The organism is Campylobacter bilis, from assembly GCF_016806695.1.
In the GTDB taxonomy this organism is placed as follows: Bacteria; Campylobacterota; Campylobacteria; order Campylobacterales; family Campylobacteraceae; genus Campylobacter_D; species Campylobacter_D bilis.
Genome location: NZ_WUED01000016.1, coordinates 1 through 15,645 on the forward strand (window position 1 = coordinate 1; position 15,645 = coordinate 15,645).

The window sequence follows — 15,645 nt, forward strand, 5'->3', positions numbered from 1 at the left end:
TTTTCTGAGGGTAGCGGTAAAAATATGTCAATAGGTTTAGCATCTGGAATTTTTGTTGTTTCTCAAATGACTGCAGCTAGTAATGTATATAATGTCTCTACAGGTTCAGGTTTTTCTGAAGGTTCTGGTAATTCTCAATTTGCTACTTTAAAAACTTCAGCAGGTAATGCAGCAGGTGCTGTAAGTGAAACAGCGGGTGTGACTACACTTAAAGGAGCTATGGCAGTAATGGATATTGCTGAAACAGCTATAACTAATCTTGATCAAATCAGAGCAGATATAGGTTCGGTGCAAAATCAGCTTCAAGTTACGATCAACAACATCACAGTAACACAAGTAAATGTAAAATCAGCAGAATCTCAAATCAGAGATGTAGACTTTGCTAGTGAGAGCGCTAATTTTTCAAAGCATAATATATTAGCTCAATCAGGTTCTTATGCTATGGCTCAGGCTAATGCTGTACAACAAAATGTATTAAAACTTTTACAATAAAAATTTAATGAGGATTTTTATCCTCATTAAATTAATTTTCTTTTTTCTAATTCGTCTTGTAAGGGTATGATAGCTTTTTTTAAGACAAGGTTTTGAGTATTTACAAGATCAAAAATGCTTTCAATTAAAGACTCATGTGCATAAAGCCAAGCAAAAAGTTTGTTTTGTCTTTCGCTTTCGTTTGTGAAATTTTGAAGGTATAAAGGGGTTAATACGCTTTCTTCATGATAAAGTGTTGGACCTAGAATTTCAAGCAAGAAATTATAACGATTTGTATCTAAACGCACTTTTAATTTATCTAGATTTTGATTTATTTGTTCTAAACTAAGTTGGGATTTTCCTTTTCTAAGATGACTGAGTTGGTTTTTAACTTTTTTACATTCTTTTAAGAAAGTATCGCTTAGTTTCATTTGTTTTTTGATTTTTTCATAGCTTTTTAACATGAGTGTATTTCTATGATTTTGAGAAAGTTTATGAAGCTTGGAAAAAGGTTTTTTTAAATCACTTTTTAATAAATTTTGGCAAAATTCTTTAAAAGACTTTTCTATAGCCCCTTCTATTTTAACCCCTCCTTGGGTACAATTATAGGTTTTTATATTGTTTTTATTATTTGATGCTATAAAATTTTCAAAAATTTCTTTAAATAAGATCCAAACTTGTGAGCTTTGAACCTTTCCTTTTCCTCCATAAGCTATAGCAGTATATTTATCAAAATCTCTTTGATAATGCCCATCATGCAATTTTTCATGGATAAAGCCCTTAGAATGAGAGTGTCCATCTTTGCTATAAGCTAGATCTTGTCCTATTAAAACAAGGTTTTTATAGTTTAGATTAATAGCTAGTTCATAATTCATATGAGCAACACTCATCCCACAACTCATATAGCCAAATTCATCAAGTTTCATAGATGAAGCAAAAGGCAAAGGTCTTGTAACCAAGATATAAGATCTTTTGCTTTTTTCAAGATAAGAAATAGTGTTTTTATGCACCAAAGAAGTCACTACAAAAGTAATTCCTTGATCAAAGTCTTTAAAATCATTATTAAAGCATTCTGCTGTGATATCATCTCTTTCCATCATGCAAACATAATCAGGCTTTATACCATGTTTAGCTAGTATAGCATAGGCACTATCAGCACAAAAAATAGCTGCTTTGTTAGCATATTGTTTAAGTATGGGCAATTGTTTTTCAAGACTTGGGCCAGTTGAAACAATAATAGCTATATTTTTATCTTTGGTATTTTTTCTTTTTTGAAGCAGGCTTTGGTAGCTTGGATGATTGATCATTTTTGGTATATTTTGAACAAATTGCTCTATGCCTTGCATAGCGTCTTTAGGATCGTTTCCTCTTCTTAGGCTAATGTTTTTAATGGCTTTTGAATTTAAGGTATTAACTCTTAATATATCTTCTTCGTAAGCTTTATAAAAATGAGAGTGTGTATGTAAAGTATAGGTTTTAAAAAATCGATTTACAGAACTTAAAGAAAAAATAGCATCTGCTTTAACATAGGTCATTTCAGGCGTATAAATTAATATAAACCTTCCTTTTCTTAATGCTTCACTAAAATCAAGCAGATTAAGCACTATAAATATAATTTCTATTTCTTTTTCAAAAATAATAATTCTTTTATGATTTTCATTTTGAAGTAAAATTTTATATAAAATCCCATTTCCAAGTCCATAAAAAAATAAAGCCGGATATCTTACATATTGTTTAAGAGATTCCATTTTTTCTTCTAACTCATTTAAAGGATTTTGATAAATAGTTTTTAAATTTCTTTTTCTTATGATGTTGATATCAAGTTTGTCTTTACCAAAAGTATAAGCAAATTCTCTTAATTCTTTGATTTTTTTTAATTTTTCTTTAAGATCATTGTATTCCTTGCCATTCATGGCTTTTAAGTTTTTATCAAAAAGTTCTGTATGCATTTTTTATTTTCCTTTTCCATTTTTGCAGCGATTTTTTATCCAATTCTTTTTCTAAAGGTTCAATATTGCTAATTAAAGCCTTTTCTTGTATTTGTATATGCCCATAAACTAGTTTAAAAAATTCTATATGTTCTTTCACCCATAATAAAGATTTATTATAAGCATCTTCTGGTGTTTTAGGGTTTAAAACATAAATTCTAGCCAGGTTGAGTTCAAATTGGGTGTGTAAGGGAATTAAAATTTCATATAAATCTAACATATTTTTCTCATCTTCGAATTCTAGTTTGATCTTATCTATTTCTTTAATAAGATAATTTAATATTTCTTTACCTTCTTCTAAATTAGCAATGAGATGAATATTAGAAAAACTTTCTTGGATTTGTTGATAAGAATTTAAGAGTTTTTCTTGAAAATTTCTGCAATGATTGATACTGTTATAAATTTTATAATAACATTTTAATAAAAATTCATTTTGTTTATTGATATTTAAGGGTTGAAGTTTGGGAAAAGGTTTTTTAAGCTCTTTATGAAGTAATTTTTCACATATTTCTTTAAAAGGCTTTTCTATGGTTCCTTCTATCCTAGCTCCTCCTTCGGTACAATTGTAAGTAGAACAAAGTTTTAATTGACTTGCTTCATAAATTCTTTTTTCTAAATAATATTTAAATAAAACCCAATAAAAAGAACTTTCCACAAAGTCCTTTCCTCCATAAGCTAGAGTTCTAAAATGTCCAAAATCTCTTTCATAATGCCCTTGATGTTTATCAAGATTTGCGTAATCTTGCGTATGGGAAAATCCATCTTTGCTGTAGGCTAGATCTTGTCCTATAAAGATAATGTTTTTATGTCTTAAAAATACAGCTAAACCATAGGCTACATTAGCTACACTATGCCCTTCAGATAATACTCCAAAATTTTTAATTTTTAAATATTGTACAAATTGAGAACCTCTGTAAGCCAATATAAAATCTCTATAATTATTTTGCAAATTTTTTATAGTTTGAGGATGGGTTAGATGAGTTGTGATAAATAAAATATCTTTATCAAAATCTCCAAAATTATTATTAAAAAATTCTGAGGTTAAAAAAATACGTTCTAAGGATAAAACATAATCAGGTTTAATCCCATATTTTGCTAATATTGGATATGAGGAGTCAACTGCTATAATGGTTGCTTTATTAGCGTATTGTTTAAGTAAGGGCAGTTGTTTGGTGAGTGAGGGGCCTGTAGAAACTATAATGGCTGTTTGGCTAAGATTTTCTCTTTGTTTAAGTAGATTTTGATAGGGGGCATGGGTTAACATAACTGGAAGATTGTAAATGAGTTGTTCTATGCCTTGAAGAGCGTCTTTAGAATCATTGCCATTTCTTAAAATAGCATTTTTAAATCCTTGTGCAAGTTTATTATTAAGTTCTAAAATATTTTCTTGATCTTTTTCATAATAATCACTACTAAGTTCTAAAAAATATACTCTAGAAAATTGAAAAAACGGATTAGATGAACATAAATCATAATAATCTTGAAAAGTAAGAGCTTTAACATCAAGTAAGAGGAGTTTGTTTTTACCCAATTCTTCTGAAAAGTCTAAAATGTGAAAGATAATTTTAATGATTTCTAAATTATTTTCAAAAACAACTAGATGTTTGCAATACGGATTTTTTAAAAGGGCTTTAAATAAAATTCCATTACCAAAACCATAAAAATATAATACAGGATATAAAAGGTATTTTTCATTGTAAGTTTTTAGCATAGTATCAAGTTCTTTTATGGGATCCTTGTAAAGAAAAGTCTTATTATTTGTATCTTCTAAATTGATATCAAGCTGATCTTTTCCTATTATGAGTTTGTAATGAGTGATTATTGTTTGTTTTAATTTTTTTCTAAAATTAGGATTTAGAGCACTTAAATTTTTATTGAAAATTTTAATTTGATTTTTATTAAAAATCATAAACTTTCTCCTTAATTTATAAAATATCGGCGTTTTGCCATTTTTTTAAAGCTTCTTTGATAATTTCATTTTGAGTATGTAAATATCCAAGGCTTTGCAGCCACCATTTTTTCTGATTGATTAAAAAATCTTTTATTGTTTTATTTTTTTCTAAATCGTTTAAGACTTCATAACGTAAAATTTCGCATTCATTATGATAATATATGGCTTGGGTGAGTTCGTTAAAAAGCTTGATTTTTTTAAATTCAATGAAAAATTTTAAAAGATTGGTTTTAATTTTTTCTAAGGATAATAAATGACTTTGTGCTTTTGCTAATTCAAAATCAAGTTTTTTAAGCTCTTTTTGACATTTTTTGATAAAGATTTCACTTTGATGGCTGTTTTTATAAAGCAGTTTTTGCGTTTGTATAAATTTCTTTTTAATTTCATTTTTATTTAAAGGTTCTGGCAATTTAAATGGTTTATTTAAAGTTTCATTTAATAAACTTTTGCACACTTCTTCAAAAGGCTTTTCTATAGCTCCTTCTATCCTAGCCCCACCTTCGGTGCAATTGTAAGTATTAATTTGTAGTTTTTCTTTGGTCCAAAAAATATCTTTTTCAAAGGCTTGACGAAATAAATTCCAAGTAAGTTGAGTTCGGATTTGGTTTTGGCCACCATAAGCTGTAGTATAAATTTCTCCGCGTATTTTTTCTCCATGGCTTCCATAAATATGATCTTTAGGATGAGAACTACCATCTTGTGCGTAGGCAAGATCTTGTCCTATTAAAATAATATTTTCATGCCTTAAAGCCGCAGCTAGCTCATAGCTCATATTTGCAACACTTGCTCCAACGCCAATATAGCCAAATTCTTTAAGTTTTAATGAAGTGGCAAAATGTAAAGGCCTGTTTACTAGCATATACTCTCTATTGTTTTTTTCTAAAAATTCAATAGCTTCTTTATGAACTACTGAAGCTAGGATAAATAAGATTTCTTTATCAAATTCTTTAAAATCATTTTCAAAACATTTAGAAACAATATCATCTCTTTCTAGCATGCAAACATAATCAGGCTTTATACCATGTTTAGCTAGTATAGCATAGGCACTATCAGCACAGAATATACTTGCTTTATTGGCATATTTTTTTAATAAGGGCAGTTGTTTAGTAAGTGAGGGACCTGTAGAAACTATGATGGCATTTTTGACCTTTCCTTTTTTGTTTTTTAAAAAATCCTGAAAAACCCCATGACTTAAAAGTTTAGGAAGGTTATTAAGCATATGTTTTATCCCAGTAATTGAATCATGTGGATCATTGCCTTTAGCCAAAACTATAAAGCGTATATTTTCGATCAATTTTTGATTAAGAACTTGTATTTGATGGGAGTAAAACTGAAGGTAAAAATCACTGTGAATAAAAAGATTGAAAATTTTAACACTCTTTTGTATATTTTCATACATAAAAAGACTCATAAGCTGTGCTGTAGTGATACTTTGTGTGTGAAAAAGTATTAATTTTTCATTTTTTAATTCTTGGTTAAAGTCATAAAGATGAAAAGCAAGGTATAAAATTTCTAAATCATCTTCAAAAATGATAAGGTGTTTATGATTTTGATTTTTGCATAAGGCTTTATAAAGCATTCCATTGCCAAAACCGTAAAAAAATAAAACAGGATATTTATTATATCTACCTTCAAAAAGGGCTAAATTTTCTAAAAACTCTTGCTTGGGATTATCATAAAGTAAAATATCATTTTTTATAAAATTAATACCATTTTCATTATCTAGTATAGTAAAAGTTATATTTTCTAAACTACGCAATTTGTAGGCTAAAATTTGATCTACTTCAAATAAGGCTTGAGTATTTTTTAAAAAAAGTTCTTGATTCACCTAAAATCCTCTTTTTTTAAAGCATCGCCTAATTTTATATCTTTGGTAGCAACTTTGCCTAAAATATCTTTATAAAATTTAGGATGAAGCCCTAAAGATGGGCGTACAGATCTTACATTTTCTTCATTAAAAATTTCACCTTTTTTAATGTCTTTGCTTGCGTACAAGCTTCTAGCAAAGATACGATTTTTAAGAACTTTTTCATTGAGATTTAAATCCCCATCGCCCAAAGCACTTTCAGCTTGTCTAATAGCATCTACCATGGCCTTAAATTCATGAAAATCAAGGCTAAATTGCATATCTTCACTTTGTATACTTTTATCTAAAGTAAAATGCTTTTCTATAATTCTAGCACCTAAAGCTACTGCCATAACAGGAGCTAAAAAACCAAGACTATGATCGCTTAATCCCACTTCGACTTGAAATTTTTCTTTTAAGCTTACTAAGGCTTTTAAATTCATATCGCTAATGGCTGCAGGATAAGCTGAAGTGCATTTTAAAAAAATTAAATTAGGATTTTTTTCTTCTTTAAAAATTTCACATATTTTAAAAAGTTCTTCTTGGGTGGCTATACCTGTTGAAATAATGCTAGGCTTGTTTTCTTTGGCAATATAGCGTATAAAATCTTCATCATTAGCTTCAAAAGAAGCGATTTTATAAGCAATGGGATCAAAACGCTTTAAAAAGTCTACATCTTTTTTTGCAAAAGGACTAGAAAAGCATAAAATCCCCTCATTTTGCGCAGCTTCAAAAATTTGAGAATGCCATTCATAAGGGGTTTTAGCATGTTCGTATAGTTCGTAAAGTCTGCGTCTATCCCAAAGTCCACCTTTGATGATGAAATCTTCTTTATCGCTATTAAGAGTGAGACTATCGGGTGTATAAGTTTGGATTTTGATACAATCAGCCCCAGCCTTTTTAGCTGCTTTTATGCTTTCAAGGGCGAGTTCAAGACTGCCTGCGTGGTTGGCACTAAGTTCTGCAATGACAAAAACTTTTTTATCGGTATTAAAATTTCCTATTTGCATGATTTATTATTCTTAGCATTGATATTTTTAAATGAAATTATACTATAAAATTACCAATATATAACTGTGGTTTATATATATTTTGATTTTTGCATTATTTTAAATATATAATAAATATTTAAATATATTTTAATACAATATTTATGAAAAACTAAGTTTTTGCTTGGTATATTTTGATTTTTTAATTACCCTATAAAATAAAATTAAATTATAACGATATGTATTTTAGATTAATATTTTTTAAGGAAAAAAATGAAATTTTGCAAAAAATGTGTGATGCCAGATACTAAACCTGATTTACATTTTGATGAAGAAGGAATTTGTGATGCTTGCCGTTCACAAGAGGCGAAAAATCATGAAATTGATTGGAAAGCAAGAGAGAAAGAATTTTTTGAACTTATAAAAAAATATAAAAAACATCCTATTTATGATTGTATTATAGGGGTAAGTGGAGGTAAAGATTCCCATTTTCAAACCATTAAAATGCTTGAACTTGGACTTAATCCTTTGTGTGTATGTTTTGAACCTAGTATTCCTACTAAAATAGGCCGTAGAAATTTAGAAAATCTCAACAAACTTGGTGTGGATTTAATCCATGTAAAAAGAAATCCCAAGGTATATAAAATTTTAGCAAGAGAAGGGTTTGAAAGGACGGGCGATACAGAGTGGCAAAACCATCTAGGTATTTTTACTACTGTTGTAAGAATGGCTGTGAATTTTGATATACCTTTAATGATTTGGGGTGAAAGTCCGCAAATTGAATACGGTGGTCCTGCAAGTAGCAAGACAAGAAATACCCTTGATAGGACTTGGCTTGAGGAATTTGGCGGGCTTTTGAGTAATCGTATTTCTGATATGATAGGAGTTCAAGGCCTTAGCCAAAAGGATTTGTTTTTTTATACTTATCCAAGTGATGAAGAGCTTCAAAGGGTAGGCGTTACGGGATTGTTTTTAGGTTATTATTTTAAATGGGATTATAAGATCAATCTTAAAATATCTCAAGAACATGGTTTTTTAACCACAGATCGTCCTGTAGAAACTACTTATGAGAATTTTGAAAATTTAGATTGTTATTCTAATCATGTGCATGATTATTTAAAATACTGCAAATATGGTTTTGGAAGAGCAACAGATAATGCATGTTTAGACATACGTTTAGGTTATATTAACCGTGAAGAAGGTGTAAAATTAGTAAATAAATATGATGGAAGAGTGCCTAGTAAGGCTATTAAAAAATATCTTGAATTTAGCGGCTTTACCCAAGAAGAATTTCAAAAAATCGTGGATTCTTTTACAAATAAAAAGATTTTTAAACGCGATAAAAAAGGACAATTTTTAAGGGATTATGATGGTTCTTTGATAAAAAAAGATGAGTATATTTTAAAATGATAGCTATTATTGATTATAAGGCAGGAAATTTAAATTCAGTAGTTAAAGCTTTTGATAAAATCGGGATTAAAAATTTTATAGTGCAAAATAAAGAAGATTTTAAAAAAGCTGATAAATTGCTTTTACCAGGGGTAGGATCGTTTAAAGAAGCTATGTTAAATTTAAAAAAACTTGATTTTATAGAGATTTTAAAAGAGCAAATTTTAATACAAAAAAAACCGATTTTAGGTATTTGTTTGGGCATGCAGCTTTTTTTAGAAAAAGGCTATGAGGGAGGGTTTTGCGAGGGGCTTGGTTTGATTGAAGGTGAGGTGGTGAAATTTCAAGAAGATTTGGGTTTAAAAATCCCTCATATGGGTTGGAATGAGCTTGAAATTTTAAAACAAGAACCCTTATATAAGAATATAGAAAATAAAAGTGATTTTTATTTTGTGCATTCTTTTTATGTTAAATGTAAGGATGAGTTTGTGAGTGCTAAGGCAGATTATGGGCATAAATTTGTAGCGTCTTTACAAAAAGATAATATCTTTGCTACACAATTTCACCCTGAAAAAAGTCAAAATTTAGGTTTAAAAATCTTAGAAAATTTTGCAAGGCTTTAAATGTTAAAAACGAGAATTATACCTTGTGTTTTGCTTAAAAATGGCCAGCTTGTTAAAAGTATAGAATTTAAAGATTTTCGTACTATAGGACATTTAACAAGTTCAATGAGAATTTATAATGCACGTAATGTTGATGAACTAATTATCCTTGACATAGATGCTTCAAAGAATGCACAAATAGACTTTGAAAGCATACAGGATTTAGCTAAAGAGTGTTTTATGCCTTTAACTATAGGAGGGGGTATAAAAACGCTTGAAGATATACAAAAAATTTTGAATTTAGGTGCGGATAAAATTGCAATCAATTCTCAAGCTTTAAAAGATCCTGCTTTTATAGCCAAAGCGGCTAATCGTTTTGGTTCACAATGCATAGTGTGTTCTATAGATGTAAAGCGAAAAGGGGAACAATTTTGTGTTTATGATAAAGGCAATTTGCTTCAAATTAATCCTTTAGAGCTTGCTTTAGAGTATCAAAAACAAGGAGCAGGGGAGCTTCTTTTAACTTCAGTTGATTTTGAAGGCAAGGCTAAAGGCTATGATTTAGAGCTTTTGAAAATTTTTCAAAATAGACTTAAAATTCCTTTAATTATCAATGGTGGTTTAAGCAAGCCAAGCGATGCTTTAAAAGCTTTAAATTTAGGTGCAGATGCTTTAGCAGGGGCTTATATTTTTCATTTTTCGCAATACACTCCTAAAGATATTAAAGAAGAATTAGCTAAAGAAGGTTTTGCTGTGAGACTTATTTAAAATCATATGATAAAAATCAGAGTCTTCTTTGCTTATAAAAAAATCATTTTTTTGATATAATTTTAAAGCTTTGTGATTGTTTTTAAACACAGAGGCTTTAAGGTTTTGAACTTTTAAAGTTTCAAAGGCATATTTTTTAATTTCATCCATTAAAATTTGCCCCATTCCTTTTAAACCCGGTTTGGCATAAAGACCTAATTCACATGATATAGGAGTAATATTAATAAAGTCTATTACACCTATGCTTTCTTTATTTTTAAATACTAAAAAGTATTTTTTACTTTGATCGTGTTTTAAATCATTAATAAAATTTAAATGTTCTTGAAAACTAATATGTTTTGTTTTCATAAATTGATTGATATTATGATCGTTGCGCCATTTAAAAACTAATGCGATTTCGTGAGTGTTAAGTTTGGTAAAATCTTTAAGTTTGATTAACATTTATTCTATTGTCCTAAGCTTTTTTGTTAACTTGGTATATTTTTTTAATTGATTATAAATATTTATTTATATCCGAGTAATAAAAATAAAGCAGCTATTTGTCTTGCTATACCAAAGTTTATAATGTTAATTTCTTTCATGATATTCCTTGATATTTAATTCCATTTTGATAATTTCATTATCATTATATTCTAATTCTTTAAATCCAAATTTTTTATGCAAGTTTAAAATTTGCCAATTTTCTTTAAAAGCTTCTAAATATAAAATTGCACATTTTTTAATGTAAAAACTATAATAAATAGCAATGTTTTCTAATATCCTTCCTATACCATAAAGTTGACAAAAGGGATTAGCATAAAATCCAAATTCTATAGTATTGTTATTTTTCATTTCAAAATTAATGCTTCCTAAAATTATTTTTCTATATTTTATGCAAAAATAATGTTTTGTTGTATTGGTTTTTAATCTATTAATAAAAACTTTATGTTTCAATTTCGTGATATAATGTCTATGGTATAAGAAGTTCTTTGTTTGAAAGTGGTTTCTATAAGATCTTATTTTTTCTTTATCAATATGATTTAAATTAATAAAATTTTCTAAAATAATTGTTTCATTGTTTTTAAAATAAAAAATAAAATTCCTTTTGTGGATTTCATATTTTATTAAATGATCTTTCCAAGAGAAATTTAATGAAGATAAGGATTTTATGATATCCATAATAGATCCTTTTTATATTGATTAAATTATAACATAATTATTTTAAAATTACTACTTCATAGCCTTTTTGTGCTAGCCACTTGGCTAATTTTTCTTGATTTTTAGCAAGACAAATGGCTTTAAAATTAGCTTTTAAAAGTAAGGCCTCATTGACTAAAGAACTTGCACTGATGATGAGTTTATTGCTTTCATTCATGAGTTTTGCAATATTGTTGTGATCGATGAAAAGTTTGATATTATCATGCATTTTTGCAAATTTTTGAAGTTTTGCCAGATTGGGGTTTGAAGAACTTGTTGCAATGCTTATAATTTTGGTTTTTGGTAATTCATTAGCAAGGGATAGGGATAGGTTTTTAATATCTGTTGCACCCATGCAAATAAAAAAATCATATTTTTTTTCTCTATTTTCTTTGGCTTCTTGGTAAAATTCCTCTCTAATCAAAGCATAAGAAAAACCGCATCTTATTTCACATTTAAAAGGCACTAAACCTTCATAATCACTTGCTTTAGCATAAGCATTTACATTAAGCAATATATCGCAATGATGCGCTTTTACTTCATCATCAAAGCTTAATATTTTAATCCCTGTTTCAAGCTTAATAAGTTTTTCATCATCCATGCTAATACCATAATGATCAAGGATTAAAAGATCAAATTTTTCTTCTTTGATAAGATAGATGAGTTCATAAATACTTTCGCTTCTAAGTTCGTAAACAGTGTAAGGAATTTCATCAATTAAAGAACCTTCTAAAGGCAAGCAAGCAAAACTTACATCTTTATATTGTTTGGCTAAAACTAAATCTCGTTTTATGTGTCCAAATCCGATTTTAGCAGAGCTATCACTTCTAAAAAGAACTTTCATGATTGACCTTATAAAGTGTTTTGGCAAATTCTAAATCTTGAGTTGTGTCTATATCGCAAGCTAGGTTTCTTGGCAGTATAAATACACTTGAATGGGGTTTAAATATAAAATCTTCTTCAAGCCAAGCCTTGCTAGTACCAAAATAAAATGCACCCGCATCATGATAGGCTTTTATAAGATCTTGTGAGCGGCTTTTGTAATATTTTTCATTAAACATATGAACTTGGCTTTTTTCATCCAGATAAAAAGCTCTTTGGATAGGATAATTAAATTCAGTAGCAGCAAATAAAAATTTGCTTTTATTTTGGATAAATTTCTCATAAGCTTTTTTTAAAATACTTTCATTTAAAAGCGGTGCAGTGGCATAAAGACAGCATACATTATCATAAATTTGATTTTTATTTTGTAGAGTTTGTATGATATCTTGGACTACAGCAGTGCTTGAGGCATGATCGTCGCTTAAGTTTTGATTGCGTTTTAAAGTGCTTGTTGCACCGTATTTTAAGGCTATTTTTAAGATTTCTTCATCATCGCTTGAAAGCAGTACTTCATCAAAAATATTTGAATTAAGTGCGTTTTTAATGCTATAAGCAAGCAAAGGTTTGCCTAAGAAATCTACGATATTTTTTTTAGGTATTCTTTTAGAACCGCCGCGTGCTGGGATTATGCAAAGATTTTTCATACTCAAGCCTTATTTTGGTGTTTTATTTCATTTAAAATTTAAGTATAATTGTGTTTAAAATACAATAAAAGGCCTTATATGCTTATTAATCAAACTTTTCAAATCAATTCTTGTGATGATGCAGAACTTGGTATAAAAAGAACTTCAAAACTTGAATATCGTATAAGTTATGATAATGAAAAAGAAATTAAGGCTATAGTCTTTATAGTAGGGGGTTTTGGGGCTAATAGGAATATTTCTTTTTTAGATTTTGATAGAGAATATATTGCTAAAAATTTTAATGTAGTTGCGGTAAATGTATTTTATCATTGTTTTTCTCATAGAAGATCAAATGTTGAAAAATATAGTGCACATACTGTATTTGCTAAAGAAGATTTGCCTAATTTGTCAAAACTTTTATCCGGTTTTGGGATTGATGCTGGTAATATCAATGAAAATAATGCACATGAATATTATGAATTTCTTAATAATTATATCTCGACTTTAAAGTCTCAAGGGAAATTAGTGTCAAACTATCAAGCTAAATTTAGTTCAACTTTCATTCCTCCCAACGGGGATTATCAAAATTATGGTATTATGGCTGCTATTGATCATATCAATGCTTTAAAAGATTTGGTAAAACGTTTCCCTGAATTTTCTAATTTACCAAAAATTTATGGAGGAGGATCTTATGGAGGATATTTATCTTTGCTTATAGCTAAAATTGCTCCTTGGTATGTAGATGGTGTGATTGATAATTCAGCGACTGTTTTACCAATGCTAGAATGTATTATAGGAAGGGATTTAAATAAATCTGAATTTGTTTTTAACGATCCTAATACACTTATAAAAATGTTTATTAAAACTTATTGGACTAGGAAGGATGCTTATTCGCCTTATTTTTTTGCTAATGAAAATTATATGATCAGGACTTTATTAAATTCTTATCATTTAATGATACAAGCTCGCATCAATAAAAATATTATTTTGGTATCATATCATAGTTTAAAGGATGAATTTAATACTGCTAAAGATAAACAAACTCTTTTTTCAGCTTATAAAGAATTAGGATATGATGCGACTTTACACTTAATAAGAGATGAAAATCAAATTGATGGAAGATTTATTAAAGATTTAAAGCATGGAATGAGAATAACAGATAAGGCTTTATTTAAAAAAGAACTCCCTTTAATGCTTGAAAAACTAAAAGGAAGAAATTCTTTTATGCAAGCTAATTCTATTTCTTATCCTTGCGGGGATAAGATTTTTGTTTTTAAAGATAATGAACAAAATCGATTTGCTTTATATTGTTAAATTTCACAATATAAAGCGGTTTCTAAACTAATGTAAAAATCTGTTGGCTTATAAATTTTAAATTTATAATCCAAATTCCAAGATTCTATTAAAGGTTTAATTTCAAAAAAAATCATTAGGGTTATAATATATACTTATAAGCATTGTGGGCTTTTGAGTTTTTATTGTATTTACAGCACCTTTTAAAAATTCTTGTTCAAATCCTTCAATGTCTACTTTAATAAAACCTATATCTAGGGGATTTTTTTCTAGATAAGAATCTAAGGTTGTAACTTCAACTTCTTCATAACTTGTGTTTATTTGATGGTGTTTTTAAGCTTGAATTATAGTCTCAAATGCTAATTTGTAATTTTTAGATTTTACTTTTCTTGATATATTTTAATTTTATGAAGTTTATATTTATTTCATTACTTGTTCCAACATATTTTTAATAGCTTCAAAACTTTCAAAATTTTCAGCTTTTATAAATTCAGCTTTTAATGGTTTTTGATAATATTTTTCTATCTCGGCGACTAAAGACATGATATCAATGCTATCAATGATATCTTCGCTTATAAGATTTTGCATATTTTCATTGATATCAGCTCTGTCTATATTAATGAAAAATTGTTTTATTTTTTCCATTTTTACTCCTTCGTAATTTTTAAAATTGTATTATCGCTTAAATTTAGAATCAAATCAAGCTCATTGATTTGATAAAATAAAATTTCCTTTTCTTGGCCTAAGATTTTTAATTTTGGTTTTTTAACTCCATTAAAAAACCCACAATCCATAGCCCTTAAAAAACGGGATATTTTTTCTTTATCCCAAGAGAGATCTAAAAAACCTTCGTTTGGAAGTGCTGCTTTTTTATGATATTTGTTTATATTATTATTTTGAATCATAGTTTTTTTATTTTTTAAATTGCATAAAGCTTCTTTAAAAGATGTTATGGCTAATTTATGTTGAGTGTTTAAAAGACTTAAGGAAGTAAAACTATTATTAAGGTCTATTGCTTTTTGAATGAGTATAGGACCTGTATCAATGCTTTCTTCAACTAAATGCCATGAGATTCCTGTTTTTGTGTCCTTTTCCCAAATACTCCAAATTTGTGCATTGCAGCCTTTGTGGTTTGGCAAAAGGGCATTGTGATAATTTATAATAGTATTATTTTGAATGCATTCTTTTTTAAAAATATAAAAATTATTTGCACTGATGATAAGACAATTTTGAAGGTTTTTAAAAAAACTATCTAAATTTTCTAAATCATTTAAATAAGTAATTTTTTGTTGAAAAAATTCTTCTGCTATTTTGTAGCATTCTTTGGCCACTTTTCCGCTACCTATAATATAAATGCTATTAAATTGTTTCACTCAAACCCTTCCTATCAATTTTCCCATTTTGATTTAATTTAAATTTATCAAGTTTAATAAAACTTTTTGGAATCATATAATGAGGCAATTTGTCTTTTAAAAATATTTTAAAGTCTATTTCTTCTTTGCTTTCATAAAAACAAATGATGTTTTCTTTAAAAATACAAGCACTGTTTTTAATTTTTGGGTGTGAATTGATTATGTTTTCTATTTCTCCAAGTTCTATACGGTGACCCATATATTTGATTTGATTATCAATTCTTCCATAGCATAAAAGTTCACCTAAAGCATTAT

The 15,645-nt window shown here is 28.1% G+C and carries 16 protein-coding genes and 1 pseudogene; 5 read left to right on the top strand and 12 right to left on the bottom strand.

Going from position 1 to position 15,645, the window contains the following annotated elements:
* Positions 1-492: flagellin (locus tag GRQ01_RS07065; RefSeq protein ID WP_265331901.1), on the top strand; the 492-nt coding region annotated here is incomplete at its 5' end.
* Positions 493-518: 26 nt separating this feature from the next.
* Here the strand turns inward: GRQ01_RS07065 and GRQ01_RS07070 are convergent.
* The 4 genes from GRQ01_RS07070 to pseI are packed head-to-tail and all read right to left on the bottom strand — an operon-like array spanning position 519 to position 7,266.
* A complete protein-coding gene (locus GRQ01_RS07070) occupies positions 519-2,420 on the bottom strand; it encodes a motility associated factor glycosyltransferase family protein (RefSeq protein ID WP_158335071.1) in 1,902 nt (633 codons plus the stop codon).
* Entirely contained in the window at positions 2,401-4,368 is a 1,968-nt protein-coding gene (locus tag GRQ01_RS07075) for a motility associated factor glycosyltransferase family protein (protein ID WP_158335072.1), read from the bottom strand. The genes GRQ01_RS07070 and GRQ01_RS07075 overlap by 20 nt, the downstream gene beginning before the upstream one ends.
* A 16-nt stretch (positions 4,369-4,384) precedes the next feature.
* Positions 4,385-6,238, bottom strand: coding sequence for a motility associated factor glycosyltransferase family protein (locus GRQ01_RS07080; RefSeq protein ID WP_203121289.1), 1,854 nt, complete (start codon positions 6,236-6,238; stop codon positions 4,385-4,387).
* Positions 6,235-7,266 (bottom strand): pseudaminic acid synthase, encoded by a 1,032-nt coding sequence (gene pseI, locus GRQ01_RS07085; RefSeq protein WP_158335073.1) that lies wholly within the window; start codon positions 7,264-7,266, stop codon positions 6,235-6,237. The genes GRQ01_RS07080 and pseI overlap by 4 nt, the downstream gene beginning before the upstream one ends.
* Before the next feature lie 252 nt (positions 7,267-7,518).
* On the opposite strand from pseI, the gene pseA reads away from it, so the two are divergent.
* The 3 genes from pseA to GRQ01_RS07100 are packed head-to-tail and all read left to right on the top strand — an operon-like array spanning position 7,519 to position 10,004.
* The gene (pseA, locus tag GRQ01_RS07090; RefSeq protein WP_158335074.1) at positions 7,519-8,655 is read left to right on the top strand and encodes a pseudaminic acid biosynthesis protein PseA; all 1,137 of its coding nucleotides are present in this window, start codon (positions 7,519-7,521) and stop codon (positions 8,653-8,655) included.
* Entirely contained in the window at positions 8,652-9,257 is a 606-nt protein-coding gene (hisH, locus tag GRQ01_RS07095) for an imidazole glycerol phosphate synthase subunit HisH (protein WP_158335075.1), read from the top strand. The genes pseA and hisH overlap by 4 nt, the downstream gene beginning before the upstream one ends.
* On the top strand, positions 9,258-10,004 hold the full coding sequence (locus GRQ01_RS07100; RefSeq protein ID WP_158335076.1) for a HisA/HisF-related TIM barrel protein: 747 nt from the start codon (positions 9,258-9,260) through the stop codon (positions 10,002-10,004). It begins immediately after the preceding gene.
* On the opposite strand, the gene pseH is transcribed toward GRQ01_RS07100, so the two are convergent.
* The 4 genes from pseH to pseF all read right to left on the bottom strand — a co-directional run bounded on the left by pseH (position 9,969) and on the right by pseF (position 12,706).
* The gene (gene pseH / locus GRQ01_RS07105) at positions 9,969-10,445 is read right to left on the bottom strand and encodes a UDP-4-amino-4,6-dideoxy-N-acetyl-beta-L-altrosamine N-acetyltransferase (protein WP_158335077.1); all 477 of its coding nucleotides are present in this window, start codon (positions 10,443-10,445) and stop codon (positions 9,969-9,971) included. The two genes, GRQ01_RS07100 and pseH, sit on opposite strands and share 36 nt — an antisense overlap.
* A gap of 126 nt (positions 10,446-10,571) precedes the next feature.
* Positions 10,572-11,162 (bottom strand): GNAT family N-acetyltransferase, encoded by a 591-nt coding sequence (locus GRQ01_RS07770; protein WP_229042134.1) that lies wholly within the window; start codon positions 11,160-11,162, stop codon positions 10,572-10,574.
* A gap of 37 nt (positions 11,163-11,199) precedes the next feature.
* Positions 11,200-12,024, bottom strand: a complete 825-nt coding sequence (gene pseG / locus GRQ01_RS07115) for a UDP-2,4-diacetamido-2,4,6-trideoxy-beta-L-altropyranose hydrolase (RefSeq protein ID WP_158335079.1) — start codon at positions 12,022-12,024, stop codon at positions 11,200-11,202.
* Positions 12,008-12,706, bottom strand: a complete 699-nt coding sequence (gene pseF, locus GRQ01_RS07120; RefSeq protein ID WP_158335080.1) for a pseudaminic acid cytidylyltransferase — start codon at positions 12,704-12,706, stop codon at positions 12,008-12,010. The genes pseG and pseF overlap by 17 nt, the downstream gene beginning before the upstream one ends.
* Before the next feature lie 78 nt (positions 12,707-12,784).
* Between pseF and GRQ01_RS07125 the strand changes: the two genes are divergently transcribed.
* Complete coding sequence (locus GRQ01_RS07125; RefSeq protein ID WP_158335081.1) at positions 12,785-13,999, top strand: DUF2920 family protein; 1,215 nt, start codon at positions 12,785-12,787, stop codon at positions 13,997-13,999.
* 102 nt (positions 14,000-14,101) lie between these two features.
* Here the strand turns inward: GRQ01_RS07125 and GRQ01_RS07725 are convergent, their stop codons facing one another.
* The 4 genes and pseudogenes from GRQ01_RS07725 to GRQ01_RS07145 form a co-directional block, all read right to left on the bottom strand.
* Positions 14,102-14,299 carry an FkbM family methyltransferase gene (locus GRQ01_RS07725; protein ID WP_228892863.1) on the bottom strand — a complete coding sequence of 66 codons (198 nt, stop codon included), beginning with the start codon at positions 14,297-14,299 and terminating at the stop codon, positions 14,102-14,104.
* A 99-nt stretch (positions 14,300-14,398) separates the two neighbouring features.
* Positions 14,399-14,623 carry an acyl carrier protein gene (locus GRQ01_RS07135; RefSeq protein ID WP_158335082.1) on the bottom strand — a complete coding sequence of 75 codons (225 nt, stop codon included), beginning with the start codon at positions 14,621-14,623 and terminating at the stop codon, positions 14,399-14,401.
* 2 nt (positions 14,624-14,625) lie between these two features.
* Entirely contained in the window at positions 14,626-15,351 is a 726-nt protein-coding gene (locus GRQ01_RS07140; RefSeq protein ID WP_203121291.1) for a formyltransferase family protein, read from the bottom strand.
* Positions 15,338-15,645, bottom strand: a pseudogene (locus GRQ01_RS07145) (amino acid adenylation protein); the annotation flags it as partial. The pseudogene GRQ01_RS07145 and the gene GRQ01_RS07140, both read right to left, overlap by 14 nt.

Bases quoted from the DNA above. Each gene is read 5' to 3' on its own strand.
- GRQ01_RS07135 (WP_158335082.1), bottom strand. From the start codon at position 14,623: ATGGAAAAAATAAAACAATTTTTCATTAATATAGACAGAGCTGATATC.
- hisH (WP_158335075.1), top strand. From the start codon at position 8,652: ATGATAGCTATTATTGATTATAAGGCAGGAAATTTAAATTCAGTAGTT.
- GRQ01_RS07125 (WP_158335081.1), top strand. From the start codon at position 12,785: ATGCTTATTAATCAAACTTTTCAAATCAATTCTTGTGATGATGCAGAA.
- GRQ01_RS07770 (WP_229042134.1), bottom strand. From the start codon at position 11,162: ATGGATATCATAAAATCCTTATCTTCATTAAATTTCTCTTGGAAAGAT.
- pseG (WP_158335079.1), bottom strand. From the start codon at position 12,024: ATGAAAGTTCTTTTTAGAAGTGATAGCTCTGCTAAAATCGGATTTGGA.
- pseH (WP_158335077.1), bottom strand. From the start codon at position 10,445: ATGTTAATCAAACTTAAAGATTTTACCAAACTTAACACTCACGAAATC.
- pseF (WP_158335080.1), bottom strand. From the start codon at position 12,706: ATGAAAAATCTTTGCATAATCCCAGCACGCGGCGGTTCTAAAAGAATA.
- GRQ01_RS07070 (WP_158335071.1), bottom strand. From the start codon at position 2,420: ATGCATACAGAACTTTTTGATAAAAACTTAAAAGCCATGAATGGCAAG.
- pseI (WP_158335073.1), bottom strand. From the start codon at position 7,266: ATGCAAATAGGAAATTTTAATACCGATAAAAAAGTTTTTGTCATTGCA.
- GRQ01_RS07075 (WP_158335072.1), bottom strand. From the start codon at position 4,368: ATGATTTTTAATAAAAATCAAATTAAAATTTTCAATAAAAATTTAAGT.
- GRQ01_RS07100 (WP_158335076.1), top strand. From the start codon at position 9,258: ATGTTAAAAACGAGAATTATACCTTGTGTTTTGCTTAAAAATGGCCAG.
- pseA (WP_158335074.1), top strand. From the start codon at position 7,519: ATGAAATTTTGCAAAAAATGTGTGATGCCAGATACTAAACCTGATTTA.